Below are 26,024 nucleotides of genomic sequence, written 5' to 3'. Positions count from 1 at the left end.
CAAAATGAAAAATATTAAATCACTAGTAATAATGTCTTTTCTTACATTATCAATGTTAGTAAGCAATGCTCAAAAAAAGAAAGTAGCTGTAATAACTTTTTATGCAGATAAAACAATAGATTTATCAGCACTAAGTGCTTCGGCAGATTTAATTGCAAAAAACACTAAACTAAGTGATGATCCTGATTTTAATTTAACAGAGCCATTAAAAAAGTTACATCAAGCCTTTTTTGCAGAATACACTAAGAATTTTGATTTCGAAATTATCGATGAAGCAGAAGTATTGTCTAATGAAACTTACAAGACATTTGTACCAACCTACCAAGAAGGGAATACGTTTTTAACTAATGTAGAAACAACAACTTCTATTGAAGGTTATAATGTAATACCAAGTTTCCGAAAGAACGTAAAAGATTTAAAAGAAGTAGCCGAAGCTTTAGGAGTAGATGGTATTATGTTTGTTAATTTATCATTTGGGTTTGTTAAAACAGGGATTGGTAGTATGGGTTATGTAAGTGTTCAAGCTAGATATAGTATGGATTTATTTACAAAAGACAACAATAGTATTTTTCAATTTCGCGAAGTAGCAGGTTCTAAAAAGAAAGCTGTTATGGTAGGTGGATTTCCAGTGATGAGTACAAGTAAAATACAACCAATGTGCGAAAGTGCTGTAGACCAATTAATGAAAGACCTAAATAAAAAAGTAGCGCGTCTTGCAAAAAAGGCAAATAAAAAAATGAAATAAATTTTAAACTATTTTAAATCATATTATAAGCCTGATTCAAGAATTTGATTCAGGTTTTTTTTATCTTTAAACCCAAACAGACAAAGTAAATGAAAACACTAACAATACTTGGTTTTTTAACCTTATTTATAGCTTGCGACTCTACAAAGAAAGCAATTACAGAAACCTCTACATCAACTTCGTCTAATATAGAAACAAAGTCTCATGTTAATACCTTAGATTTTGTGAGTCCAGAAGAGCTAAAAGGGATGGTGTCTTTTTTAGCATCCGATGATTTAAAAGGAAGAGATACAGGAAGTGAAGGTATAAACGAAGCTGCAAATTATATAGAAACACAGTTTAAAGCAAACGGCTTAAAACCATACTTCGAAACTTATCGTGATAATTTTAAAATTGCAGAATTGGATGCTTACAATGTAGTTGGCTACTTAGAAGGTACAGACTCTAAATTAAAAGACGAGTTTATACTTATTGGTGCACATTACGACCATATTGGAACAGCAAAAGATGTAAATGGAGATACTATTGCAAATGGAGCAAACGACAATGCTGCTGGAACAAGTGGTGTATTATCTTTAGCAAAGTATTTTTCTGAAAAAAAATCTAATAAAAGAAGTATTATTTTTGCAACTTTTACTGCTGAGGAAAAAGGATTATTAGGCTCAAAGCATTTAGCTGATAAACTAAAAGAAAAGAACATAAACCTATACACCATGATTAATCTTGAAATGATTGGTGTTCCTTTTGTAGGAAGAGATTACGAAGCCTTTATTACAGGTCATGAATTATCAAATTTAGCAGAGGTAATGAATAACTATGCAGGCGAAAACCTAATTGGAGCTTCAGATGTGGCAAAGAAATACAATTTGTTTAAACGTTCAGATAATTATGCATTTTACCAAGCATTTGGTACACCTTGTCACACAGTGTCGTCTTGCGATTTAACCAACTTCGATTTTTACCACCATGTAGACGATGAGGTCGATAAGTTAGACTATACATTCATGGCAAGACTACTAAATAAATTAGCGCCAGTTTTAGAGCAAATGGCAAATGCACCTACTCAAGATATTAAAATGAATGACCAATAAAATGATAAAAAATATTATAATAACAGGAACAAGTAGAGGTATAGGTTTTGAGTTGGTACATTTATTTGCTAACCAAGGTCACAATGTATTAGCTCTATCAAGGAACGAGCAAAAGGTAAGTAATCTAAATTTTGATAACATAGAGTCTTTTGCTTTTGATTTAGGAAAAAAAGCAGACTATAAAAAAGTAGAAGACTACGTTGCTAAAGAGTGGAGGCAAGTAGATGTTTTAATTAATAATGCTGGAACCTTATTAAATAAGCCATTTTCCGAAACCACATCAGACGATTTTGAATACGTTTATAAAACCAACGTTTTTGGTGTTGCAGAAATGACGCGTTGTGTATTACCTTTCATGAAAAAAAATAGTCACGTTGTTACCATTAGCTCAATGGGTGGTGTGCAAGGCAGTGTTAAGTTTCCAGGCTTGTCTGCTTACAGTTCAAGTAAAGGTGCTGTTGTAACGCTTACAGAGCTCTTAGCCGAAGAATATAAAGAAACAGGACCAAGTTTTAATGTACTAGCTTTAGGAGCTGTACAAACAGAAATGCTAGAAGAAGCATTTCCTGGTTATCAAGCACCAACTACTGCACTAGAAATGGCGCAATACATTGCAGATTTTTCTTTAAATGGAAATAAGTATTATAATGGGAAGTTGTTGCAGGTTTCTAATTCTACACCTTAGTTTTTTTAATCATAACTATTTAATAGATTTTTGAGTATTCACCAAAATTAAAAGGGAGTTTGAATTAAGCATCAAACTCCCTTTTTTAATATATTTATTAAAAAGTATAAATATTAACTTCGTGATGGAAATATACCTTGTAGTGCTATTATGTAATTCATGCTTAAAAAAGGATTTCTATTATAAAACGACTGTTGACCTCTGTATTGTTAATTTGTATTTTAGCGCTATTAAGTGTAGTATTAGATGAGTTACCAACAGAAAGAAATGAGTTGTTACCTTTTGTGAATTCCTCTCCTTCAGTCTCTGAGTCTACCTGAAAACCAGGTATTTGTGATAAAGCACTATGAGTATGACTAGGTAAATTCATAGTCGTTAAAGTTACATATTCTTGACCACCTTTTTGTCCCAGTCTAATATCTGATAAACCAGGACCTCTACCAGCACCAACAATACTCCTACCTCTTAAATCTGGTAAAGCAAAAGTAGTTCTACCATCTCCACCATAAGTAGTTCCTAGTATAGAAAATAATGCTGTATTTTGTGATATGGCTAGTAATTGACCGTTGCAAAGTGCCCATCCACGTGGTGCAAAATTTCCTGCAAATAAGGTAACTTCTCCTATGAAAGGATCCATTGATACCATGTTATCGGTTTCGTTTGTTTTTAATTTTGTTATTTCTTGTTTCATATTATCTAACTCCGCAGATAACTTATCGATTACCTTGCTATTCGATTCTTCTACTGTTGTAGAGGAAATAAGGAATGCACTTACAAGAACAATAGCGATTACAGCAAAAAGTGACGATTTAATAAACTTTCAATTTTTCATTTTATATTGGTTTTGGTTAGTTTAGTGCTTACTCTATTTTATGGTTTTTCAGCATATCACCTAAATTATCTTTAAATATACATTATTTTTTAGTAAATATAAAACCATAAACAGGCTATATTATTCATGAACCTCTGTTTAAAAAGGTGTAGTTACTTTTCAATTTCTTTATTATTAATATAGATTAGATAGTTGTTTTTTTTAAGCCCTTCAATAGTATATTCATATTCAAAATAACAAATACAGTTACAGTATTCCTCTGAATAATTTTCATACCTTAAGTTAAGAATATTCTTTCTCAAAAACCTTTTTTTAAAATCTACAGATGCAAAAACACTAGCACAACAATTTAATTCTGCAGTAATTTTTATTATTAAAGTGTTCTTATCTTCTTTTATAGAAAGTTACTATTTCCAATTCCTTGTTCTTCAGTACAACTAGAAGATTCAAAATTTACTAATCTAATGTCTTGACTAAGACTAGTAGAGGTTGTTAAAATTATAAATACAAATAGTATTTTTTTCATTTTAAATAGTTGTGAATGTGTTAGATAATGTGAAATTGTTTTATAACAGCAGTTTACTTAAACTCTAATATCGTCTATTTTTTCCATAAACCCTAACCTTCAAAACACAAACATTTGGCAAACACACTAATTAAAGTATAAAATAGCACTACCTTTGGTGCATATTAAAAAGGGATAGTCTAAATAAATTAGAGTTTATCTCATAAAATTTATTTATGTCATTCAAATTATTGGGCCTTTCTGAGCCTATACTTAAAGCGATTAGTAAAAAAGGATACGATACACCTTCACCTATACAAGCAAAAGCAATTCCACCTATTTTAGATGGTTACGATGTTCTGGCATCTGCACAAACAGGAACCGGAAAAACAGCAGGTTTCACCTTGCCAATGCTACACATATTAAGCGAGAACCCAAAAGAAAAATTTAGACCTATTCGTGCTTTGGTTTTAACACCAACAAGAGAATTAGCAGCACAAGTGTATGCTAATGTTAAAGAATATAGCGAGTTTTTAAATTTGCGTAGTGCTGTTATTTTTGGTGGTGTAAACCAAAAACCACAAGTTGCACACATTAAAAATGGTGTAGATATTTTAGTAGCAACTCCAGGACGTTTATTGGATTTAAACAATCAAGGATTATTGTCACTTAAACGTGTAGAGATATTTGTTTTAGACGAAGCAGACAGAATGTTAGATATGGGTTTTTTACGCGATATAGAACGTGTTATGAAATTAATTCCAGACAAAAGACAAAACTTAATGTTCTCGGCAACATTTTCAAAAGACATTAAAAAACTAGCGTTTACTATTCTAAGTAATCCAGTGCAAGTAGAGGCAACTCCAGAAAACACTGCTGTTGAAGCTATTTCACAAAAAGTATACCGTGTAGCTAAAGCCCATAAAACAGGTTTAATAATTAAGCTTATTTCTGAAGGGAACTGGAAACAGGTTCTTGTTTTTACACGAACAAAACATGGTGCCAACAACCTAACTAAAAAGTTGATAGGATCTGGTATTACAGCAGCAGCTATTCATGGTAATAAAAGTCAAGGCGCGAGAACTAAAGCTTTAAAAGGTTTTAAAGATGGAGCTGTTCGCGTAATGGTTGCTACTGACATTGCAGCACGAGGATTAGATATTCCATTATTACCGCACGTTATTAATTTTGAGATTCCAAATATATCTGAAGATTATGTACATAGAATTGGTAGAACAGGAAGAGCAGGTGCAAAAGGAGAAGCCATCTCTTTAGTAAGTGCAGATGAAACTACTTTTTTAAGAGACATACAAAAACTTATAGGCGAAAAACTACCAGTTGAAATTATGGAAGGTTTTGAGCCTGATCCAAATGCGTCAACTACACCAATAAAACCAGGTCAGAATAGACAACCTAGAAATAAAGCTAAAAGTTCTGGAAAAGGTTCTGGAGATAGATCTAAAGGAAATGCGTCTTCTGGAAATGGTGGAAGAAATCGTAACAAGAACAAGAGCAGAGGTTCAAGTAGTGATAGACGCTCGAATACTTCTAGAAGTTAAAATGACTCAAGTATTAAAAGATAAAATAATAGAAGTGTGTAATACTAAAATTGCACAAAAAGGAAATACCGTTGGTCTTTCCTTTTATGCTTTTTTTAAAAATGAAAATGATAATCCTAAGTTATTAATGGAAGCTGCTACTTGGTGGATTGAAACACACCAATTGGATCACTTTGAGAAAGCAGTGAAGATTAAAAACATGATTAAAAGGCTATAATGGAATCACAACCAAATAATCCACTCCATGGTATAAAGCTTGAAAAAATCATAACCGATTTACAAGCACATTATGGTTGGGAATATATGGCTTACAATATTAAGATTAAATGCTTTACAGATAATCCGTCTGTGAAATCAAGTTTAAAGTTTTTACGTCGTATGCCTTGGGCTCGCACTAAGGTTGAGATTATGTATTTAGAGTATTTAAAGAAAAACAAACGTTGATAGAATAGTTATTGTAAGTCTAACTGCCTTAAACCCTCATAAACTATAATACTTACAGCATTTGCTAAGTTTAAGCTTCTAACATGCTCACTATACAATGGAATTTTAAAGAGTTTATCAGTGTATTTTTCTGTTATCGTTTTTGGCAGGCCTTCAGATTCTTTTCCGAAGACTAAAAACAAATCGTCTTCAAATGCAATATCCCAATGTTTTTTTTTACCATGACTAGACAGAAACACCATTTTTTTATCTTCATTTTTTCTGAAGAATTCTTCGATACTTTCGTAATAATGTAAGTTCAAGTGTTGCCAATAATCTAAACCTGCTCGTTTTAATCTAGCATCTGTAATTTCAAAACCAAATGGTTTAACTAAATGTAAATTAGAGCCTGAAGCTAAAGCTAATCTACCTATATTTCCGGTATTGTTTGGTATTTCGGGCTCTATTAAAACAATGTTAAGTGGCATCTTTTGAAGTTAATTTTAAAATGATAAGTCTAATTAAAAGTATCCAAGGAAAACCATGCATTAAAACATCAAACAAATCTTGAAGTTGCATGCCATTTGCTCCTCCAATAATCCATTTAAGTTTTCCCCAAAGATGAGGTTCTGGAAAAAAAGGAGCTAAGCCTAAGGTTAAACACAATAGAATAATAAGTCTGTAATCGTTAAATAGTTTCATAAAAAAAAATGCCTATTCAAATATACTGAATAGGCATTTAATATCTAATCTAAAATTAAATTAGCTGTTGGTTTTATTTTGTTGTTTTTTAATAGTCGATTTATCTATATCAAAATCATTCGTTTCCATTTTTGTGTTTGCCCTTGGATTAGTAGGATTTGTTTGTTTTACTGTCGTTTTAAATTTCTTTCTATCTTTAATCATTCCCATAGTTTAAATTGTTTTTTTGATTCTTACTTAAAGTATAAAAATATGAGAAAATCTATCACAAGACATCGTTAAATATACTAATCAGTTTGTTAAACTATCTTAAAATACCAGACACAAATTCATGTATTGTATTGACACCTTTTTTTGATAAATGCTTGATAAATGCACTTCCAATAATTGCTCCTTTTGCAGACAAAGTAGCTTGATTAAAAGTTTCATTACTGTTAATCCCAAAACCAACAATTTGAGGATTTTTTAATTTCATGTTCTTAATGCGTTTAAAATAATTTGTTTGTTCATCACCAAAACCAGAACTGCTTCCTGTAACGCTTGCACTACTAACCATATATATAAATCCGTTTGAAATAGAATCTATAAAATTAATACGCTCAATGCTTGTTTGAGGCGTAATTAAAAACACATTTATTAACCCGTATTTCTCGAAAGTGGCTTTGTATCGCTCGTTATAAACATCTACAGGTAAATCAGGAATAATTAAACCATCGATTCCTGTTTGTTGGCATTTTTCGCAAAAGGCTTCAACTCCATATTGTAACATTGGGTTAAAATAACCCATGATAATTAAAGGTATTGTTACTGTTTTTCTAATGTCTTTTAATTGATTAAAAAGAACTTCGGTTGTCATTCCGTTTTTTAGAGCTTCGGTGGAACTTGCTTGTATTGTTGGTCCATCTGCTAATGGATCGCTAAAGGGCAATCCTATTTCTATCATATCTACACCATTTTTCTCAAGGTTTTCAATTATTGAAACAGTGTCGTTTAAATTTGGATATCCTGCCGAAAAATAAATGCTTAAAAGCTTTTTATCTTCTTTGAGTTTTTGGTTTATTCTATTCACAATTAAAGTTTAAAATAATCAATATAATTCTGTAAGTCTTTATCGCCACGACCAGATAAATTTATAACAACAACATCATCTGCTTTAAATTTTTTATGATCAAAAATTGCAAAAGCATGAGACGTTTCTATGGCAGGAATAATACCTTCAAGTTGGCTTAATTCTAAACCAGCAGTCATAGCTTCATCATCTGTAATCGAAATAAATTCTGCGCGACCAGTTTTATACAAATGCGCATGCATTGGTCCAACACCTGGATAATCTAATCCAGCAGAAATTGAGTAAGGCTCCGTAATTTGTCCATCTTTGGTTTGCATTAGTAAAGTTTTACTACCATGAATAATGCCTTCTCTTCCTAAAACGGAAGTTGCTGCGCTTTCACCAGAGTGAATGCCTTTACCAGCAGCTTCAACAGCAATAAGTTTAACGTTTGTATTTTCTAAATAATGATAAAAAGCACCAGCGGCATTACTACCTCCACCAACGCAAGCCACAACATAATCTGGAGTAGTTTTGCCTTCTTTTTCTTTTAGCTGCCATTGTATTTCCTCGGAAACTACTGCTTGAAAACGTGCTACCATATCTGGATAAGGATGAGGTCCAACAACACTACCTATAATATAATGTGTGTTTATAGGATTATTAATCCAATCTCTTATGGCTTCGTTTGTGGCATCTTTAAGAGTGCGACTTCCTGATAATGCAGGTACAACTTTAGCGCCTAACATTTTCATTCTAGCAACGTTTGGAGCTTGACGTGCAATATCAATTTCTCCCATATACACAATGCATTCCATTCCCATTAATGCACAAACGGTTGCAGTTGCAACACCATGTTGTCCTGCTCCAGTTTCGGCAATAATACGTGTTTTACCTAAACGCTGTGCCATTAAAATCTGGCCTATAGTATTGTTTACTTTATGCGCTCCTGTATGGTTTAAATCTTCGCGTTTAAGATAGATTTTTGTATTGTATTTTTTGCTTAATCGTCTAGCAAAATAGAGTGGAGAAGGACGACCAACGTAGTCCTTTAATAGTTGATTAAACTCTTCTTTAAAAGAAGGTTCTGCCATTATTTTTAAATAATTTTGGCGTAACTCTTCTACATTTGGATAGAGCATTTCTGGTATGTATGCACCACCAAAATCACCATAATAACCATTGTTGCTAATATTATATTTCATTTTTCTATTTTCAATTAGTATTAATTTTTAAATAATATAATTAGCTTCTACTAATTTTTGTTTAAATGCTTTTAGTTTTGCTGTATCTTTTATTTTAGAAGCAGTTTCAAACTTACTGTTTAAATCTAGTGTACAGCACAACTCAGATTCAGGTCTTTTTAAAAATAGTAATAACGAATCCATTTCTTTTGGTCCTATACCACCACTTAAAAAATAAGGTTTAATAGATGGATATTTTTTTAGTACATTCCAGTTAAAAGTATAACCGTTTCCACCTGGTTCTTTGCCTTTAGTATCGAATAGATAATAATCGCAAACGTCTTCAAAAGGTTCTAAAACTTTAAAATCGAATTGGTTTTTTATAGAAAACACTTTTACAACTGTAATTTCAAGTGCTTTTAAGCGCTCACATAATTCAGGTGTTTCATCTCCATGAAGTTGTACGCCTTGTAAGTCGTGTTTTTCTACTTTTCCTCTTATATAGTCGAATGTTGAATTTACAAAAACACCAATTTTATTAATATCTTTTGAAATCTCTGGAATAACACCATTAAAGTAACGTGGTGATTTTTCGTAAAAAATGAAACCCATATAACTTGGTTTAAGTTCTGCAACATCAAGGATATTGTTCTCATTTTTCATTCCGCATATTTTTAACTTCATATTTTTAATTTTTTTATAAATTGTTTGGCACTTTCTCCTGCATTATCTGTTTTCATAAAATTTTCTCCAATTAAAAAACCTTTGTATCCATAAGGTTGTAATATTTTAATAGCTTCAATACTGCTAATACCACTTTCTGACACTTTTATAAAATCGTTTGGAATTAGTGTGCTTAATTGTTTACTAATTTCTAAACTGACTTTAAAGGTTTTTAAATTTCTATTATTTACGCCTAACAAGTCTAAGCTTGGTATTATGGATTTGTTTAATTCTTCTTCATTATGAACTTCTAAAAGCACGTCTAAATTTAAGCTTTTTGCAAACTCTGAAAATTGCTTGATTTCTTTTTTGGATAAAATTGCAGCAATTAACAAAATAGCATCAGCACCATGTGCTTTGGCTTCAATAATTTGGTATTGATCAATAATAAATTCTTTTCTTAATAAAGGTAAATTACAATTGGCTCTTGCAGTAAGCAAGTCGTCTAAACTTCCACCAAAATATTTTCCATCCGTTAATACAGACATTCCACAAACTCCTGCTTCCTCGTAACCTTTAGCGACATCAAAAACATTAAGGTCGTGATTTATTACCTGTTTTGAGGGAGAACGACGCTTGTGCTCCGCAATAATTCCTGTATCGCTATTTTTTAATTTTTTAGCTAAAGAAATGGTCTCTCTTTCAAATAAAACAGATTGTTCCAGTTGTTTTGTAGGAATAAGTTGTTTTCGAAGGTTAACTTCTTTGCGTTTGTCGTTTACAATTCTAGTTAAAATATCCATGTTTTAGTATTCAGCACATAGTATTCGGTTTGCAGTCCTAGTAAATACTGAAGACTGCTTACTGTGGACTTTTTTTTATTTACTTAATTCAATTAATTGCTCTAAACTCTTTTTTGCCCTTCCACTTTCTAAACTTTCTTTTGCAAGTTGAAATCCGTTTTGATGCGAACTGTTATTTACTGTTGCAATTGCTAATCCTGCATTAGCACAAACAACATTGTTTTGTGCATCTGTACCTTTTCCACTGATTATCTTTTTGAAAATTTTAGCAGCTTCTTTTACTGATGAACCACCAAAAATATCAGATTGTTCTATTTGTTTTATGTTTAAATCTGAAGGACTTAACATCGATTCTGAATGGTTTGAGATGATTTTTGTATTTCCTGTTAAAGAGATTTCGTCATAACCATCTAATGCATGAACAATGCTGTAATTTTTATCTGTGTTTTGATATAAATAGCCATACAACCTTTGTAATTCTAGGTTAAAAACACCTACCATTTGGTTTTTTGGAAAAGATGGATTTACCATTGGTCCCAACATATTAAAGAAAGTTTTAACACCTAATTCTTTTCGAATTGGCGCAACGTTTTTCATTGCTGGATGAAAAAGAGGAGCATGCATGACACAAATTCCAGCTTTATCTATTGTCTGTTTTAGTTTGTCTGCATCTTTAGTGAATTGTACGCCTAAAGCTTCCATAACGTTTGATGACCCAGAAGCGGATGATACACCATAGTTTCCATGTTTTGCAACTTTAACTCCTGCTCCAGCTGTTACAAAAGCCGATAACGTAGAAATATTAAAAGTGTCTTTTCCATCACCTCCAGTTCCGCATAAATCTATAGTATTGTAATTTGATAAATCTACTGATATACATAGCTCTAAAAGCGCATCGCGAAACCCTTGAAGTTCTTCTAAAGTGATACTTCGCATCATAAATACAGTAAGAAATGAAGCAATTTGGCTTTGGTTATATTTTCCTTCGGAAATATTTACCAAAACGTTTCTAGCTTCTTCGCTTGAGATGTTTTCGTGGTTTATTAATCTGTTTAGTATGTGTTTCATCTTAACTATTAATCCAATTTTCTAAAATTTGTTTTCCATTTGGTGTTAATACACTTTCAGGATGGTATTGTACACCTTTTACATCGTAAAACTTGTGTCTTAAAGACATTACTTGTCCGTTTTTATCGAAAGAAGTAGCTTCTAATTCTTCAGGTAAATTAGCATCGACTACCCAAGAATGGTATCTGCCAACGTCTATAATTTTATCCATATTTTTAAACAAAGCTTCGTCTTTAACACTAATTTCAACCTTAGTGGCAACACCATGAAATACAGTATCTAGGTTTATTAATTTTCCTCCAAAAACTTCACCAATAGCTTGTTGTCCTAAACAAACGCCAAGAATACTTTTTGTTGGAGCGTATTGTTTAATAATGGCTTTTAATAGTCCAGCTTCATCAGGAATTCCTGGTCCTGGCGATAAAACTATTTTATGAAAAGCTTCAACGTCTTCTAGTGCTAGTTTGTCGTTTCGTTTTACAGTAACTTCACAGTTTAAGTCTTCTAAATAGTGGACTAAGTTGTAGGTAAAACTGTCGTAATTGTCTATTACCAATACTTTCATATTAAATATCTTTTGCTAATTCAATAGCTTTTGTTAATGCACCTAATTTATTATAAACTTCTTGTAATTCGTGATCTGGATTAGATTTAGAGACCAGTCCAGCTCCAGCTTGCCAATGTAATTCGTGGTTTTTACTTAAGAATGTCCTAATCATAATCGCGTGATTATAATTACCATTAAAATCCATAAAACCAATGGCTCCTCCATAAAAAGCACGACTCGTTTTTTCGTATTTTTCTATAAGTTGCATCGCTTTATGTTTTGGAGCTCCACTTAAAGTTCCTGCAGGAAACGTGTCTGCTACAACTTGCATGGTTGACGTATTATCATGTACTTTCCCTGTTACTTTACTTACTAAATGAATAACATGAGAGAAAAATTGAGCTTCTCTGTACGTTTCAACTTTTACTTGACTACCATGTCTACTTAAATCGTTTCTTGCCAAATCTACTAGCATTACATGTTCTGCATTTTCTTTTTCGTCTGCAGCCAGTTGTTTTGCTAGTTCTGTATCTTTTTCATCATTACCAGTACGTTTAAAAGTTCCTGCAATAGGATGAATTTCTGCAACACCTTTGTTAACGACTAATTGTGCTTCTGGTGAGCTACCAAAGATTTTAAAATTACCATAATCGAAATAAAATAAATATGGTGAAGGATTAATGCTTCGTAAAGCACGATAGACATTAAACTCGTCTCCTTTAAATTTTTGAGAGAATTTTTTTGACAACACCAATTGAAAAACATCACCTCTTGCACAATGCTTTTTTGCTAAATCTACTTGTTTTTTATACTCATTATCGGTTAGGTTAGATTCGATATCAGAATCTGTAGAAAATTCGTATTCCGCGAAGTTTCTAGATTTTATTAAATGAAGGATTTCATTAATATTACTAGCGTTGTCATTAAAACAATGCGCAAAAATATAAGCTTCGTTCTTAAAATGATTAATAGCTATAATATTTTGATATACAGCATAATATATATCTGGAATATCTAAAGAATTTGGTTTTTTTGAAATGGAAATGTCTTCAAAATATTTAACAGCATCGTAAGCTGTGTAACCAAAAATACCGTTGTTTATAAATTTAAAATCTTCATCAGAGTTTACTTTAAATCGCTTTGTAAATTTATGAATTGTTTTTGGCACATTGTTAGTACGATTTCTTAGTATGCTACCGTCAGGAAAATTTTGTTCTATAGTGTCTCCAGCAACTTTTATTGAAGCAATTGGATTAAAACAGATGTAAGAAAAACTATTGTCGTTGGCATGATAATCACTACTTTCTAATAGAATGCTATTAGGGAATTTATCACGAATTTTTAAATAAATACTAACAGGAGTTATAGTGTCTGCAAGTATTTTTTTGTAATGTGTGTAAAGGCTAAAAGTCTTCATAATTTGATATAAAAAAAGGCTTGTCGTGAATGACAAGCCTTTTGTATGTTAATTAAATATACCTAAGAGATTATTCACGAATTGTTTTTCGAGAAGTCCACCACCAAGTACTATTTAAATTTGTGTTCATAATTTTGTGCGTATGCAGAATTATATTATATTCTTCAAATATATAAATCAATTGTTAACTTTCAAATTAATTTTTACGTAAATATTTGTTAAAATAGATTAAAAATACTTTTCTGTTATTATTTTTATAGGATGAAAAAATACTGTTTAATAATAGTCGTTTTATTACTTGATTGTAATCAAGAAAAAAACAACAATAATAAAAGTGCTACAGTTGTTAAGACTGAGGAAAGTAAAGCAGAAACTGTAGATTTAATTGTGTATGATTATAATACACTTGAACCGCTTTTAAATAAAAAGGATGGTAAAGTTTATGTCATTAACTTTTGGGCTACTTGGTGTGCACCATGTGTAAAAGAGTTGCCTTATTTTGAAACTTTAAATAAAGAGTACCAATCTAAAAATGTAGAAGTTATTTTAGTGAGTTTAGATTTTCCCAAACAATACGAGAAAAAACTAAAGCCATTTATTGTTAATAAAAATTTAAAATCTAGAGTAGTAGCGTTAAACGATGTTGATTCTAATACTTGGATTCCAAAAGTTAATAAAGATTGGTCTGGTGCAATACCAGTGACTTTAATTTATAAGAATGATAAAAGAGCGTTTTACGAAAAATCGTTTAATTTAGAAGAATTAAAAAAAGAAGTCAATAAATTTTTAAATTAGAATATTATGAAGAAAACAGTAAAATTAATGTTGCTTACTGCAATAGTGTTTGGTGTATGGTCTTTTACAAAAACCGAAAAAGCAATTGATAATGGATATAAAGTTGGAGATTATGTTAAAGACTTTAAATTAGAAAATATAGACGGTAAGATGGTGTCTATGTCAGATTTTGAAAAAGCCAAAGGTTTCATTATCACATTTACATGTAACACATGTCCATATGCAGTTGCTTATGAAGATAGAATAGAGGCACTAAATAAAATGTATGAAGAGAAAGGTTATCTAGTGATAGCAATAATGCCTAATAATGTTAAGGTCAAGCCAGAAGATGGAATGAAGTATATGAGAGCACGTGCTGAAGAAAAAGGGTTTACGTTTCCTTATTTAATGGATGAAGGACAACGTGTATATCCTCAATTTGGAGCAACAAAAACACCTCACATATATGTTGTTAAAAAAACAGATAAAGGAAATATGGTAAAATATATTGGTGCGATTGATGATAATTACCAAAATGCAGATGAAGTGAAAAATAAATATGTAGAAGATGCTGTTAATGCTTTGTTGAATGGAAAAGAAGTAAATGTAACCGAGACAAAAGCAATAGGATGTTCCATTAAAGTATAAAAAAATAATATATTTTTAAAGAATCTAACCTGAAGTTGTAACACTTCAGGTTTTTTTTCGTCTATATCTTAAGGAAACGTTAATTTTATTAACTTTGTACCATAAAACATAATAATGGCAGATTTAACACAAGAGCAATGGGCTCAACAACTTAAAGCAGATGATAATGCTTTTATAATAGATGTAAGAACAGAAGAAGAAGTAGAGGAAGGGTTTATACCTAAAGCTAAAAATATTAATATTTTTAAAGGTCAAGCTTTTATCTACGAATTAGAAGCACTTGATAAAAACAAAAACTATTATGTGTATTGTAAAGCAGGTGGAAGAAGTGGACAGGCCTGTGCTATTATGAATCAGATGGGATTTGATAATGCCTACAACCTATTAGGAGGTTTTCAAGAATGGACAGGTGAAGTAGAACAATAGTTTTTAAAATCAATCAATCAAAATATTTTGTTATGAAAAAATCAACACTAGTTTTCGTTTTAATTATAGCATTAGGCATCTTTAGTTGCACTAATGAAACAGAAGGAAGTATTACTTTAGTTTCAACAGAAGAAATGCAAACATTAATAGATTTAGAAAATGTACAACTAGTAGATGTACGAACTCCAGAAGAACATGATAAAGGACATCTTTCTAATTCTCAAAATATAGATTTTAATTCTCCTACTTTTGATGTAGATATTTCTGTTTTAGATAAAGAAAAACCAGTGATTTTGTATTGCGCTAAAGGAGGAAGAAGCGCAAAATGTGCGGAAAAAATGTTGAAAGCTGGATTTAAAAAAATCTACGATTTAGAAGGTGGATTCTCAAAATGGCAGCACGTAGATTTGGAGATATAAATTTAATAAAAACACCTCAACTTATTGAAAATCAATTAGTTGAGGTGTTTAAAAGTGGAGCCCATAGGAGTGAAGTCACACTATTTTTGGGGGGATTTGGATTCTTTTACAACTTATTTTATTTGAAAAATATACCAATGTAGATGACTTTTCTGACTCATAAACAACTTTTTTAATATTGTTTAAAGTATATTTACCCTAGACCATGTACAATATATGAACATTTTTTTTCAATCTTAAACTGTACTTTTAAAAAAAAAATAATTTATGAAAATCTTTAACATAGTTTGTTTTTGTATGGTATTAATAGGTTGCTCTGAAACAAAAAATTCCGCTTCAAAATTTGACACACTAGATAAACAGCTTGAGAAATCAAAAAACACGAATAAAAACTCCTTAAACCTTGAGGCTACAATTAAAGTGATTTTCACTTTAGATGAAGCGATAAAAAATGTAAAAGATGTTCAAGAATATACAGAATATCTTTACAAACAAGACATGACCGGTGTAGCCCCTGATGTTATTAGTAGTTATCAAAAACTGTTGCCAGTGTTAGACAACCTTTATGATGCAGAGGCGGAAAAGGAACTTAATGAGGATTTATGGTTAGTTTTTTCAGAACTAGTTGACGTACGACAAACTTTAATAAATGCTGTAGCTCAAGCTGCTGTCGAAGATTATATGGGCGCTGCAGTAACTGCTTTACAAGCACAGAATGATGCTCTTCAAATTGGTATAAAGCGTTACAAAGAAGATCTAGAAATTGACAATAAAATCAGAAATATAAATACAAGTTATCTAGATTATGTGGAACTTTCTAGTCCAATTTATTTAAAATATATGACCCAATGGGACAAGCTTTGTGCACAAAGAGATCAGGCCTATATATCACTGTATAATTCTAATCATAAAAAAGTTATAGAGTTTGCTGATAAAGCATTGGAGTTATCTCCTAATGATCGTGAGTCTATTTTACTAAAAGGCTTTGCCATACTTTCATTGACTAATGATAATACCATTTCTAATGACGAACAAAAACTCACGCAATTTGAAGAAATAGAAACCATTTTAGCTTCTTATTTTGAACAATTCCCGTCATCTACTGCACCTGCTTTTGTTTTGAAGGGTATTTTAGAATATCAAAAAGGTGAAATAGAAAACGCATTTACATCTTTTGATGAAGCCTCAATCTTATATCCAAAACAAAGTGAAGCGCTTTTGGATTTAATGAATATTTTTAAAATTAGAAGTTCTATTTTTAGGTCTGTTGAGTCTGAATTTATTGTTAAAACCTACATGAGTACTATGGAAGGGTTTGGAAATTTTAGTCCAAACTTTCAAAAAGCTATTATTCACAGAGACCTTGGAAACAAACCAGAAGCGATTGAAGAGATTAAACGTCATTTTTTTAGACGAGGCAACCAAGTGGTGCAAGATTATTTACCTGGTGATTTAAACTTTTGCAACAAATATTTGCCAACTGTTTTCTCAGAGATGTTCGTTGAGCGTCCTTTTGTTGATATTGAGGTATCAGAGGGGTCTATTATTGACCCCAAGAATTCCTTACGTGTTAAAATGATTAACAATTCAAACCGGACTATCGAAAACGTTCGCTTGTTTTTATGTATTCATTTTACAGACAGTTACAAAGATAATTATCAAGTTTTTAAAGTGCCGGATGCATTAAATAGTCTCGCACCATACTCAGAAAAGGACTTTGAAGAACCACTCGAGATAACTTATGAGTGGTTAGGAAACAAAAAAATAGTACCTGAGAATATTGTAAAACTTAGAGGTGTTATTATTACAGATGATATTGTATCTTGGATAGATGAGAAGGGTTTTAAATTTCAAACAGCAAAAGATCGCTCTCAAGAATACAACAAACTAAAAACAGATTTACCAAAAGATTTGATTTCTGTTTTAGAAAAATCAGAAATTTCTGTTGACAAAGGTTATGTGTATAGTGACATTGTGTTTACTGTACCTAAAGAGCTTATTAATTCTGAACCTTATGTTACTATAAATGATATAAATTCTATAAATCCGATTCAACCCAAATCTAAACAGATTGATGCGCAAAAATTGGTTTATAAATTTCGAACAAGAGTTAATCTAGATGACTTAAAAGAGATTCACATAGTAACAAAATCCGGAAGTTTGAAAATTCCAATACCAAAATCGTAACAGTATGGCTATAATTGATGTATTAAAATATGAAGGGCCTAATAATGAACTTGTTTGGAAATGGTCTCCAAAAAATGGAAATCAAAAGCGTGAAAATCAGCTACGAATTGGTACCCAATTGGTGGTCAATGAAAGCCAAGATGCCTTCATGTTCAAAGGCGGTAAGTTATTAGACGTTTTTGGAGCAGGAACCCATACACTTACAAGCTATAATATCCCTTTTCTTGCTGATGTAATAGGTCTTGCTTTTGGTGGAGACACTCCTTTCACTGCCGAGGTTTTTTACGTAAACAAGGCCCTCTCACAGGACGCTAAATGGGGCTTGATGCCTTTTAATATTGTTGAACCAAATTTTAAAGTTCCAATTCCCATTACCTGCAGAGGAAGTTATTCTGTTAAGATTGTAGACTCCAGAAAATTTTTAACTGAAATTGTAGGGGTGTCTAGCACTTACAACCAATTAGAATTGCAAAAATTATTTAGAGGAATTATTACAGAATCTACTAAAAACGCCATTTGGAAATTATCTGATGATTTAGGGTTAGGTCCTCTAGAGCTTGAATACATGGTTAAAGAGCTTAGCAATAGCATTCAACCAGCTGTAAAACTTGCAATGTCTAAATATGGTTTAGAGATTAGTTTTTTTAGTGTTGAAGGAATATCTGTAATAGATGAAGATGAGCGAGTAAAAAAAATTGTAGAGGATTACCACCGTATTATGTCTGAGGATATGGAAGAAAAACTCCGCCTCAAACGTCGTGCCGAGCAATTAAACGTATATAAAGTTGAACGAACTTTTGATACTACTGAGGCAGCTGCCACAAATATTGGTGGTGGTGAAGGTGGCGATGGATCTGGAGCTTCAGGTATTTTAGGTACTGTTGTTGGCCTTGGTATGGCTATGCCTTTGGCCAACCAAGTTGGGGGTATGGTACAAAACCAAATGAATACAAGTAATACAGCTTCTATCCCAAGGCCTTGTACAAAGTGCCAAACCCCACTTCAAACTAAGGATTTGTTTTGCGGAACATGTGGAACGGCACAAAACATAGTCAAAACAAAACCAGATTCAACCCTTGAAAAAAAAGTGAACTGCCATAAATGTGCCGTTGATTTTTCTTCTAAATATAAATTTTGCCCAAATTGTGGTGATGGTTATAATCCATGTCCAAAATGTAAAATTGATTTGGATGTTAATGCAACTATTTGTAATGCTTGTGAATATGTTTTGCCAAAAGTTTGTGAGTGTGGCAACCAATGCCTACCAGACTCAAAATTCTGCTCAAATTGTGGTAAAAGCTTAAGTCAATAAATTAAATAGTACTAGACATGAAATGTAATCATTGTAAAAACCCTGTAAAAGAGCAAGATGTTATTTGTGAATGGTGCGGTAGAGAAATTAGTTTATTTCAAAGTAATGATGATATGCATCCAGTTAATAAGTTTGAACAGGAACTAAGAGAGATTGAATCTAAAGCAAGAGAAAAATTTCAAGAAAGAATAGACAATATAAACAGCAACAGTAATGAAGGAATAGTGGGAAAAATATTTGGCACTACAAATTATGAACAATGGGATGAAGATTACGAAGAAGAATTAAGCCAATATGTTTATAAACTTCATGCTAAAGCTGTTGCAAATTTTGTTTTACCAACAAATCCAAAACTTTTAAAAGAAGTTTTAGAATTAGCTAAAAACAACTACCGGTTAAATAAGGTAGCTTTTTGGGATGACGATGAGGAAAATAAAAACAAGTTACTTTTATCTTTAGCTTGGCTAAATTTATCTAAAGTTGTAAAAAATAAGTTGGGTATAGAAAATAGGTATAGTGTAGTAGATAAACTAGTAAATTATCTGTACAAAAATTCAGGATTGAAATGGGTAATAATCGTTTTTTCAATCTATGTTTTATTATTTGTAATAATAGGATTAATAAATTATTTCCAGGAATAATAATTTGTTTTTGGAGTAATGCAATACAGAAAATGTGTGAAAAATTGAATATTTTTCTTGTCTTAATTTTGATATTTAATATGTAAATTTCGACATTCATCTTTAATCTGTTTCACCCTAGCCTCTATGCCTAAATACGTTGTTAAACCAATATTTTCAGTTCAAGTTAATGAACACAAAAATCATACAAATTCATTTAAATATAATTATATAAACTACACATTATGAAAACTTTTTTTAAACATATTTCCAAGGAATTTTTAAATTTTGGAATTGGTTGGGTGCTTGGACTTATTTCAGTTGAATTAGTTCTATTATTTTTTGAGGAAAAAGGAATTATGAATCTTTGGGGTTTTTGGTCAGACAAAATGGTAGTTGAAGAATCTACTTTTTCAGTCATTGAGTGGCTTACTTCTGCTATTATCGGATATTTGGTAATGCAACAAGTTAATAAAGCCATAATTAAAATTAAGATATTAAACTCAAATGAATCACTAACCAAAGATTAACTTTTGGATTCTAACAGAAAAATGCAACTATTTATTTTGTAAAAATATTTAGCACAAAGTATTTAGAAAGCAAGCATACAACTGGAAAAAATTTGAGAGTTACTAATTATAAACACTTATAATTTTTAAAAATAATTTTGGAGCCAAAGGGAGTGAAGTCGAACTATTTTGGTGAGGATTTATATAAAATAAAAAACCCACAGCCATAAAAGGTTGCGGGTTCTAATGTGCAGAATAGTGGAGTGAAGTCGAATTATTTTTAGGTGGATTTAATCAAAATAATTCAGCAAATAGCTTTCTGAAAAGTAGGGGTAGTTTAATTGTTTGCTTAATTGGATATATTCCTTTTTTATGCGGTCTTTTTTTGAACCTATCTTAGTCGATCCAAACACATAAATATGATATAAGATTGTGATAAAATCTTCATAACTATACATGCAATCATTTATACTAAATAGACGATTGTGTCTCTTTTCTTCTACGCTGTTTTGTGTATATTTAAAATAAAAAATAGACATTAAATAATAGGAGTTTAAATGGGATTTTTGATAGTAAAATTCAATAGTTGTATTCAAATTAGTTTTTTCAATAAGATATTTCATTAGCACATAATTTTTGGTTAAAATGGCTGTTGTAAACAACTCATAAGAATAATCTACTAAACTTGATTTTTTTGAGTGTACTTCAAAATAACTATCTAAAATTTGGGATGTATTTATCGAATTACCGTTGTCATTAACCAATAGTTTTGAGGCTAACAAACGACTGCATAAAATAGGGTGTAATTCTTTATTATAAATTAAATCTTCATCCAGTTCTTTAAGCTTTTTATTATTTAAAAAATTCCTAAACTCAAGTAATGAACCTGTAAATAAGGCAATCTCTTTTTTAGGTTGATTTACGTTAATGATTTCGGTCCATTCCCCATAAAATCCATTAAGATTAGAGTAATCTACAAAAGTTAAATAGACACAGCTCAGAAAATTTGTATTGTTCAGCAATATAGGGTCGATTTCCGCTTGTTTTCGAAGTAAGAGGCCGATGGAGTTTCCCAAGTATAAGACTTCTGTATACGAAAAGCTATTAAAGTTTAATGCTTTTAATTTAAATATTTCATCCAATAACCTATAGTTTTTGTTGTGAAATAACTCTCTTGTAAGTAAGACAATAAACCTTATAAAATTTTCAGAACTTTTTTTAGTTTCTATAATCAACTCTAGGATCGCTTGTTCATTTCCAATTGAAACGGCTTTGTAAGTGAGTTGAGATAGATCAATTTTATCCTTATATCGATAGTTTTGAGAAAAATGAGCATAGTTTTTATACCCTACAAATTGAGCTAAGGTGTTTGTGGTTTTGCTGTTTGGTTTGGTGTAAGGAGCTAAGCCATACAATCGTTTAATGGTACTGTAACTAATATCTATGTCTAGCGTTTCTAAAACAGCATTCGAAACCAATTCACAATCGCCTCGAGTTTTGACTGGTTTTCCAATTTTTCCCTCAATTCTTTTTTTTAAAATATCTATCAAAAGTTTTGTATTATGAATCAATTATGAATCAATTATGAATCAATATTACAAAATTTAAAATATATTTTTGTGAAAATAAGAAAAATCATCATACAAATTATTAATAACCAAAGACTTTGCCAATTGCATAATATAGGATTTATTCAATTTTCTAGTGCAGAGTGAAGGCTTATCATATTCCGCTAAATAATAGTTGCAAAATATGTCCAAATTAAAAGACCTGAATTTTTTTGAATCTGTGGCTCACCATAATTTGGAGCGATTTCATAGCGAGTGTATTAGTTGGGCATTTAATGCATCAGAAAAGATGCTACTTAACTTTATAGAGAAAGTAGCAAACCCAGATAACATTCTTAACATTACGGATGCAGAAGTGCATTGTGAGAGGCATAACACGGACATTTTAGTGTCTTATAAGATGTGTGAGACTCATCACTTCATTCATATAGAGAATAAAATAAAAGCGAACGAACATTTTATAGCAGTAAATCCCAAAAAAGTAGAAGAGAAATATAGTGATATAGCTAAAAACACCAAGTTGTCGCAAACTCAGTTTTATTTAATCAGAAATAAAGCTGAAATAGAACAAGAATTTAATGCTGGAGAAAAGGTAAAATGGCAGTATCTTTTCTTGGTACCTGCCGTCAGCGATGAAAAGCAAAAAAATATGTGGGATCATAACAGAGAAGAAAAGAATCTCTGGAGGACCATATCCTATTGGCATATTGTCACGAGTATGCCCGTGTCTTCGGGTAATAAAATATTTGATGACTATCGAGACTATCTTCTAAGTCAATTTTTAGGTGAGAATCAAAGCACTCCCTACCAAGTAATAATTAGAGACGAGAGCATATCTACGGATAAGATAAATGAAAGTTTAGGGCGTAATACGATTTTAAAAAAGTACGGACTACGCTTGCATTTTGAAGCTGTAGCAGATGAATTAAGAAATTTCGTAGAAAAGGCACACCCAAACGAACCATTTGAGGTAAGATTTTTAACAGACACGGGAAATAATGGAGGCTTTTTATTAGAAGTGTTTACCACTGCTAGTTTACAAAATCCTAATCCTAAGATTTTTAATAGTAAAAAACCAATTGATTTTAGAATTGGATTTCAATTTGAGCAGAACAAAACCGATAAGGGTAAGTTCAAATTATATTTTGCTGATGTGGTTTACAAGACAGGTTTAATTAAAGAAGCTGGCAAAGAAGAGTATCATAATGCAGTGGGAGGAACAAAGGATTCTATAGGAATACTTAGGACTATTTTTGGAGAAGAGACACTGGATAAATGTCGAGATAAAAATAATAAGCTAAAGTTTAATAAAAGCACCTCTAAGTCTTTTTGCAGCTATTTGATTAATAACTTTTCATTTACAAACAAGACAGACTTAGAGAGTATATTCAAATCAGAAATAAAAACCTTAGTAAATTCTTTATCACAACATAATTTTAAAGATCTGCTAAACGATAAACTAAAAAACAATAATTAATAAAATAAAATGGCAAAAGATTATACAAAATACACAGTAGAAGGCGTAGGTTCAAATTTAAACAAGGCGCGATTAGTTCAAAAAATTGTTGAACATCACGCTAGTAGTTTCGAAGGCACTTATCAAGCATTTTTAGAAACTTGGTTTGACGATTTACAAGGCGGAAAAGGCGTTTGTAAAGCACTAAACGAAATTGACGCAAAGAACGAGCGAAATTATTACGTAAAAGAACCAATAACATTATCTGATGGTACAGAAATAGCCGTTTGTAACCAATGGGGAAAAGAAAATTTATCTAATTTCTTGCTACATGCAGGAACGTTGGGCTATGTAATCACTACCGTAGGTGATGAGACTACCAATGAAAGTGAAGAAGCTCCAGTAGAGAACACAACTGAAGACGATATCATAGAAGGTTCCCCAAATTGGAAATTGCCACATGCTTTAGCATTTGTAATAAGACACACCATGCTGGCAGATGGAGAAGTTATTGAAGGCGAATTAAACTGGATGCAAGTCGCTTTTGATGAATATGACGAACAAGGCATAGAAGTTCGTGATATTTGGGATCACGTAGATACAATGTCTCAGATGTATTCTAAAATGGGTAGACATAATACTCTACTAGTAAACGCTATCAATTATCTAGGTACGCATCTTGATAATGCACAAAAATCAAGATTCATTCAAATTCTAATGCAAATTTGTGCTCAAGATAATTTAATCGCTAAAAATGAATATGTAACACTATTGTTAGTGGCAAATAATATTTATGATGGTGCGGCTTATCCTATAAGACAGGTATTAGATAATGCAGGTTTAACAATAGAAGAATAAATGAAGAAATTAGAAATTGAAGTATTAGGTTCCATGTATCAAGATTGGGATAATGAAGAATTTAGTTGGGATGTAGATAATATTATAAAAGTAAAGGTAGATAATGAACTAGTTATCAATAAACGCTTTGGAGAGTTTACAGTAGACGAAGACGAAACTGATTTGGATAATGGCATCTATAAACCAGCTATTATGCCAAACTATTATTTAATAGATTATGTGGGCTCTTGTTCTGTTAAAACAGAATCCGGAGATACTATAACCATACCTTATGCCTATTGTAATTTAAAAAGCGAAGGTGATGTAACTATAAAGTATGGTAAATGGCACTTAAAAGCAGCATTAGAAGTTGAAAATGAATTTAAATTGAGCGATTTAGTTTTTGTTCGTTTAAATAATTTGATTGAAGCTATTAATTCTGGCGAACCAGGATTTGCCTCTTTGATATTGTTGCCAGGCAAAGGAGTTATTAATTTTTCTGAAGTTGCTTCCAACATAAAAGACACTTATGAATGCACAATTGAATAAATTTTAAAACAAAAAAATAGACAAAATATTATGGCTAGAGATTATACAAAATACACAGTAGAAGGCGTAGGTTGTAATCCGTCAAACCAAAGTGGACTGTTTAGTATAAAACTCTAGTATATAGTTTTTATTAATTTTAACCTTTTAAATTTAATAAAAATGGAAGAAAAAACAAGTGCAATAAAGTTCATAAAAGAAGACATGAATATTTAAAACAAAAGCTGATATCAGCATAATTATGAAATGTAAAAACTATTTACTAAGTTTACTTGAAAATATTCCACTTTGGTATGAAGACGTACAAAGCATTGGGAATGAAAATTTGGGTAAAGAGTAATACTGGAAAAACAAAAGCAATGTACGAAGCAATAAAAACCCAATTTAATTTGCAAGAAAGCGAAAACATTTCTATGTCAAAAAAGAAAGATTTGGTTTTAGAATATGGAATTTACATCGAACTGAAAGACCGGTATGCAGAATTACTAGCATACATTATTGATCATGTAAAATAATTTAAAAACAGTTGGAATAAGCTGAAAAACAACTAAAAAAAGGAGTAAGCAAAATTTATAATATTAATTATGGCAACAATTAGAGTAACAAAAGCAAGTACTGTAAAAAGTATTAAAAGACAATTTAGTGAAGAGTTTAATTGTAACATTCGTCTTTACAAAGGCAATCAATTTGCAGACGAAAAAACAAAAATTAGTGAATTATCAAAAACCGATGATGCTGGTGGAGAGTTGGAACTTGGAGCAAGAAGTCGTGTAGAAAATGTGGAGCGTTATTTTAAGGAAACATTTGGTATTAAAGCTCAAATATCTAATGCTGATGACACAAAATTAGCAGACAATAGCATGACCCTAACTCAAGCAGGGAAATTATAATTCATTCATTAATCAGCAGATTTACAAAATCTGCTGATTTTTTTAATAGATAAAAAACTCATGGGACTATTTGATTCAATAAAAGATCATTTCAATAACGCAGAATTTTCAATTGCGCCAAACAAAAAATTAAAAACTATTTCAAAGGATTTTAAATCCTCATTTAATCTTTCTTTAGTTTTTTACAAAGGAAATATGATTGCTGATGGAGATTTAACATTGGCTGCACTTAATAAAAAAACAACAAAAAAAATTGACACAACATCAAAGGATGATGTTAAAATCAAAGGCACAATGAAAGTTGGTGATGTAGAGGATTTGTTTGAAAATACCTACGGGGTAAAGGTTCAAATTAAAGATAAATCTGCAAAAACACTAATGGACAATGGCTTGAGCTTGGGAAAAGCTTCAAGACAATAATATATAGTTGTAATGGGGTTTTGCGCATCATGTGGTTACAGCTTAACTGGAAATGAAAACTTTTGCCCTAGTTGTGGTAATAAGTCTTCAAACCTTGATACCCATAGCCCTTCTAAAAAACAATTTTCATTTGAGTTTTC

At 31.2% G+C, this 26,024-nt stretch carries 35 protein-coding genes; 22 read left to right on the top strand and 13 right to left on the bottom strand.

The genetic code is table 11. From position 1 onward, the window contains the following. The first annotated feature begins 4 nt into the window (after positions 1–4). From P8H50_RS02065 to P8H50_RS02055, 3 genes are all read left to right on the top strand, one after another. Positions 5–745: a hypothetical protein gene (locus P8H50_RS02065; protein ID WP_300205101.1), complete on the top strand. Its 741-nt coding sequence runs from the start codon at positions 5–7 to the stop codon at positions 743–745. Between the two features lie 89 nt (positions 746–834). Further along, complete coding sequence (locus P8H50_RS02060) at positions 835–1,836, top strand: M20/M25/M40 family metallo-hydrolase (protein ID WP_300205099.1); 1,002 nt, start codon at positions 835–837, stop codon at positions 1,834–1,836. A 1-nt stretch (position 1,837) separates the two neighbouring features. Continuing rightward, positions 1,838–2,521 (top strand): SDR family oxidoreductase, encoded by a 684-nt coding sequence (locus P8H50_RS02055; protein ID WP_300205097.1) that lies wholly within the window; start codon positions 1,838–1,840, stop codon positions 2,519–2,521. A gap of 163 nt (positions 2,522–2,684) precedes the next feature. On the opposite strand, the gene P8H50_RS02050 is transcribed toward P8H50_RS02055, so the two are convergent. Together P8H50_RS02050 and P8H50_RS02045 are read right to left on the bottom strand one after the other, a co-directional pair. Further along, positions 2,685–3,212, bottom strand: coding sequence for a tail fiber protein (locus tag P8H50_RS02050; protein WP_366900944.1), 528 nt, complete (start codon positions 3,210–3,212; stop codon positions 2,685–2,687). Positions 3,213–3,747: 535 nt separating this feature from the next. Beyond that, positions 3,748–3,879 carry a hypothetical protein gene (locus tag P8H50_RS02045; protein WP_300205094.1) on the bottom strand — a complete coding sequence of 44 codons (132 nt, stop codon included), beginning with the start codon at positions 3,877–3,879 and terminating at the stop codon, positions 3,748–3,750. A 215-nt stretch (positions 3,880–4,094) separates the two neighbouring features. Here P8H50_RS02045 and P8H50_RS02040 point away from each other — a divergent pair, with 215 nt between their 5' ends. Genes P8H50_RS02040 through P8H50_RS02030 form a run of 3 tightly spaced genes read left to right on the top strand, consistent with a single transcriptional unit; the run spans position 4,095 to position 5,861 of the window. After that, complete coding sequence (locus P8H50_RS02040; RefSeq protein ID WP_300205092.1) at positions 4,095–5,417, top strand: DEAD/DEAH box helicase; 1,323 nt, start codon at positions 4,095–4,097, stop codon at positions 5,415–5,417. Between the two features lies 1 nt (position 5,418). Continuing rightward, positions 5,419–5,634, top strand: a complete 216-nt coding sequence (locus P8H50_RS02035) for a DUF6500 family protein (RefSeq protein WP_300205090.1) — start codon at positions 5,419–5,421, stop codon at positions 5,632–5,634. Next, positions 5,634–5,861 (top strand): VF530 family protein, encoded by a 228-nt coding sequence (locus P8H50_RS02030; RefSeq protein ID WP_300205088.1) that lies wholly within the window; start codon positions 5,634–5,636, stop codon positions 5,859–5,861. The genes P8H50_RS02035 and P8H50_RS02030 overlap by 1 nt, the downstream gene beginning before the upstream one ends. A gap of 8 nt (positions 5,862–5,869) precedes the next feature. Here the strand turns inward: P8H50_RS02030 and P8H50_RS02025 are convergent, their stop codons facing one another. From P8H50_RS02025 to P8H50_RS01980, 10 genes are all read right to left on the bottom strand, one after another. After that, positions 5,870–6,328, bottom strand: coding sequence for a tRNA (cytidine(34)-2'-O)-methyltransferase (locus P8H50_RS02025; RefSeq protein ID WP_300205085.1), 459 nt, complete (start codon positions 6,326–6,328; stop codon positions 5,870–5,872). Continuing rightward, positions 6,318–6,542, bottom strand: coding sequence for a hypothetical protein (locus tag P8H50_RS02020; protein WP_300205083.1), 225 nt, complete (start codon positions 6,540–6,542; stop codon positions 6,318–6,320). The genes P8H50_RS02025 and P8H50_RS02020 overlap by 11 nt, the downstream gene beginning before the upstream one ends. Before the next feature lie 60 nt (positions 6,543–6,602). Then, a complete protein-coding gene (locus P8H50_RS02015) occupies positions 6,603–6,752 on the bottom strand; it encodes a hypothetical protein (protein ID WP_300205081.1) in 150 nt (49 codons plus the stop codon). Positions 6,753–6,846: 94 nt separating this feature from the next. After that, on the bottom strand, positions 6,847–7,611 hold the full coding sequence (gene trpA / locus P8H50_RS02010) for a tryptophan synthase subunit alpha (protein ID WP_300205079.1): 765 nt from the start codon (positions 7,609–7,611) through the stop codon (positions 6,847–6,849). 2 nt (positions 7,612–7,613) lie between these two features. Further along, a complete protein-coding gene (gene trpB, locus P8H50_RS02005; protein ID WP_300205077.1) occupies positions 7,614–8,795 on the bottom strand; it encodes a tryptophan synthase subunit beta in 1,182 nt (393 codons plus the stop codon). A gap of 27 nt (positions 8,796–8,822) precedes the next feature. After that, complete coding sequence (locus P8H50_RS02000) at positions 8,823–9,458, bottom strand: phosphoribosylanthranilate isomerase (RefSeq protein WP_300205075.1); 636 nt, start codon at positions 9,456–9,458, stop codon at positions 8,823–8,825. Further along, on the bottom strand, positions 9,455–10,240 hold the full coding sequence (gene trpC / locus P8H50_RS01995; RefSeq protein ID WP_300205073.1) for an indole-3-glycerol phosphate synthase TrpC: 786 nt from the start codon (positions 10,238–10,240) through the stop codon (positions 9,455–9,457). Before trpC ends, P8H50_RS02000 begins: the two co-directional genes overlap by 4 nt. A gap of 75 nt (positions 10,241–10,315) precedes the next feature. Further along, a complete protein-coding gene (trpD, locus tag P8H50_RS01990; RefSeq protein ID WP_300205071.1) occupies positions 10,316–11,308 on the bottom strand; it encodes an anthranilate phosphoribosyltransferase in 993 nt (330 codons plus the stop codon). A gap of 1 nt (position 11,309) precedes the next feature. Then, positions 11,310–11,873 (bottom strand): aminodeoxychorismate/anthranilate synthase component II, encoded by a 564-nt coding sequence (locus P8H50_RS01985; protein WP_300205069.1) that lies wholly within the window; start codon positions 11,871–11,873, stop codon positions 11,310–11,312. 1 nt (position 11,874) lies between these two features. Next, positions 11,875–13,272, bottom strand: coding sequence for an anthranilate synthase component I family protein (locus P8H50_RS01980; protein WP_300205067.1), 1,398 nt, complete (start codon positions 13,270–13,272; stop codon positions 11,875–11,877). 261 nt (positions 13,273–13,533) lie between these two features. Between P8H50_RS01980 and P8H50_RS01975 the strand changes: the two genes are divergently transcribed. The 9 genes from P8H50_RS01975 (at position 13,534) to P8H50_RS01935 (ending at position 20,188) form a co-directional block, all read left to right on the top strand. Then, entirely contained in the window at positions 13,534–14,067 is a 534-nt protein-coding gene (locus tag P8H50_RS01975; RefSeq protein WP_300205065.1) for a TlpA disulfide reductase family protein, read from the top strand. A 6-nt stretch (positions 14,068–14,073) separates the two neighbouring features. Then, the gene (locus P8H50_RS01970; protein ID WP_300205063.1) at positions 14,074–14,694 is read left to right on the top strand and encodes a thioredoxin family protein; all 621 of its coding nucleotides are present in this window, start codon (positions 14,074–14,076) and stop codon (positions 14,692–14,694) included. A 114-nt stretch (positions 14,695–14,808) separates the two neighbouring features. Then, on the top strand, positions 14,809–15,120 hold the full coding sequence (locus tag P8H50_RS01965; RefSeq protein ID WP_300205061.1) for a rhodanese-like domain-containing protein: 312 nt from the start codon (positions 14,809–14,811) through the stop codon (positions 15,118–15,120). Positions 15,121–15,152: 32 nt separating this feature from the next. Then, positions 15,153–15,539, top strand: coding sequence for a rhodanese-like domain-containing protein (locus tag P8H50_RS01960; protein WP_300205059.1), 387 nt, complete (start codon positions 15,153–15,155; stop codon positions 15,537–15,539). After that, positions 15,512–15,682, top strand: coding sequence for a hypothetical protein (locus tag P8H50_RS01955; protein WP_300205117.1), 171 nt, complete (start codon positions 15,512–15,514; stop codon positions 15,680–15,682). The genes P8H50_RS01960 and P8H50_RS01955 overlap by 28 nt, the downstream gene beginning before the upstream one ends. A gap of 124 nt (positions 15,683–15,806) precedes the next feature. Continuing rightward, positions 15,807–17,726: a hypothetical protein gene (locus P8H50_RS01950; protein ID WP_300205057.1), complete on the top strand. Its 1,920-nt coding sequence runs from the start codon at positions 15,807–15,809 to the stop codon at positions 17,724–17,726. Between the two features lie 4 nt (positions 17,727–17,730). Then, on the top strand, positions 17,731–19,038 hold the full coding sequence (locus P8H50_RS01945; RefSeq protein ID WP_300205055.1) for an SPFH domain-containing protein: 1,308 nt from the start codon (positions 17,731–17,733) through the stop codon (positions 19,036–19,038). Positions 19,039–19,055: 17 nt separating this feature from the next. After that, positions 19,056–19,679, top strand: a complete 624-nt coding sequence (locus P8H50_RS01940; RefSeq protein ID WP_300205052.1) for a hypothetical protein — start codon at positions 19,056–19,058, stop codon at positions 19,677–19,679. Between the two features lie 224 nt (positions 19,680–19,903). Continuing rightward, complete coding sequence (locus tag P8H50_RS01935) at positions 19,904–20,188, top strand: hypothetical protein (protein WP_300205050.1); 285 nt, start codon at positions 19,904–19,906, stop codon at positions 20,186–20,188. A gap of 269 nt (positions 20,189–20,457) precedes the next feature. Here the strand turns inward: P8H50_RS01935 and P8H50_RS01930 are convergent, their stop codons facing one another. Then, positions 20,458–21,717: a hypothetical protein gene (locus P8H50_RS01930; RefSeq protein WP_300205048.1), complete on the bottom strand. Its 1,260-nt coding sequence runs from the start codon at positions 21,715–21,717 to the stop codon at positions 20,458–20,460. A 202-nt stretch (positions 21,718–21,919) separates the two neighbouring features. Between P8H50_RS01930 and P8H50_RS01925 the strand changes: the two genes are divergently transcribed. The 7 genes from P8H50_RS01925 to P8H50_RS11020 form a co-directional block, all read left to right on the top strand. Then, complete coding sequence (locus P8H50_RS01925) at positions 21,920–23,212, top strand: hypothetical protein (protein ID WP_300205046.1); 1,293 nt, start codon at positions 21,920–21,922, stop codon at positions 23,210–23,212. Between the two features lie 9 nt (positions 23,213–23,221). Then, positions 23,222–24,049 carry a hypothetical protein gene (locus P8H50_RS01920; protein ID WP_300205044.1) on the top strand — a complete coding sequence of 276 codons (828 nt, stop codon included), beginning with the start codon at positions 23,222–23,224 and terminating at the stop codon, positions 24,047–24,049. Continuing rightward, positions 24,050–24,577, top strand: a complete 528-nt coding sequence (locus P8H50_RS01915; RefSeq protein WP_300205042.1) for a hypothetical protein — start codon at positions 24,050–24,052, stop codon at positions 24,575–24,577. A gap of 290 nt (positions 24,578–24,867) precedes the next feature. Beyond that, positions 24,868–25,089 carry a hypothetical protein gene (locus P8H50_RS01910; protein ID WP_300205040.1) on the top strand — a complete coding sequence of 74 codons (222 nt, stop codon included), beginning with the start codon at positions 24,868–24,870 and terminating at the stop codon, positions 25,087–25,089. A 69-nt stretch (positions 25,090–25,158) separates the two neighbouring features. Continuing rightward, entirely contained in the window at positions 25,159–25,464 is a 306-nt protein-coding gene (locus tag P8H50_RS01905) for a hypothetical protein (protein ID WP_300205038.1), read from the top strand. A 60-nt stretch (positions 25,465–25,524) separates the two neighbouring features. Continuing rightward, entirely contained in the window at positions 25,525–25,884 is a 360-nt protein-coding gene (locus P8H50_RS01900) for a hypothetical protein (protein ID WP_300205036.1), read from the top strand. 12 nt (positions 25,885–25,896) lie between these two features. Then, positions 25,897–26,024 (top strand): zinc-ribbon domain-containing protein (locus tag P8H50_RS11020; protein WP_366900945.1); only part of this gene is annotated, 128 nt, incomplete at its 3' end.

The organism is Lacinutrix sp., assembly GCF_029238095.1.
In the GTDB taxonomy this organism is placed as follows: domain Bacteria; phylum Bacteroidota; class Bacteroidia; order Flavobacteriales; family Flavobacteriaceae; genus Lacinutrix.
This window is presented reverse-complemented; position numbering and strand designations above follow the sequence as displayed.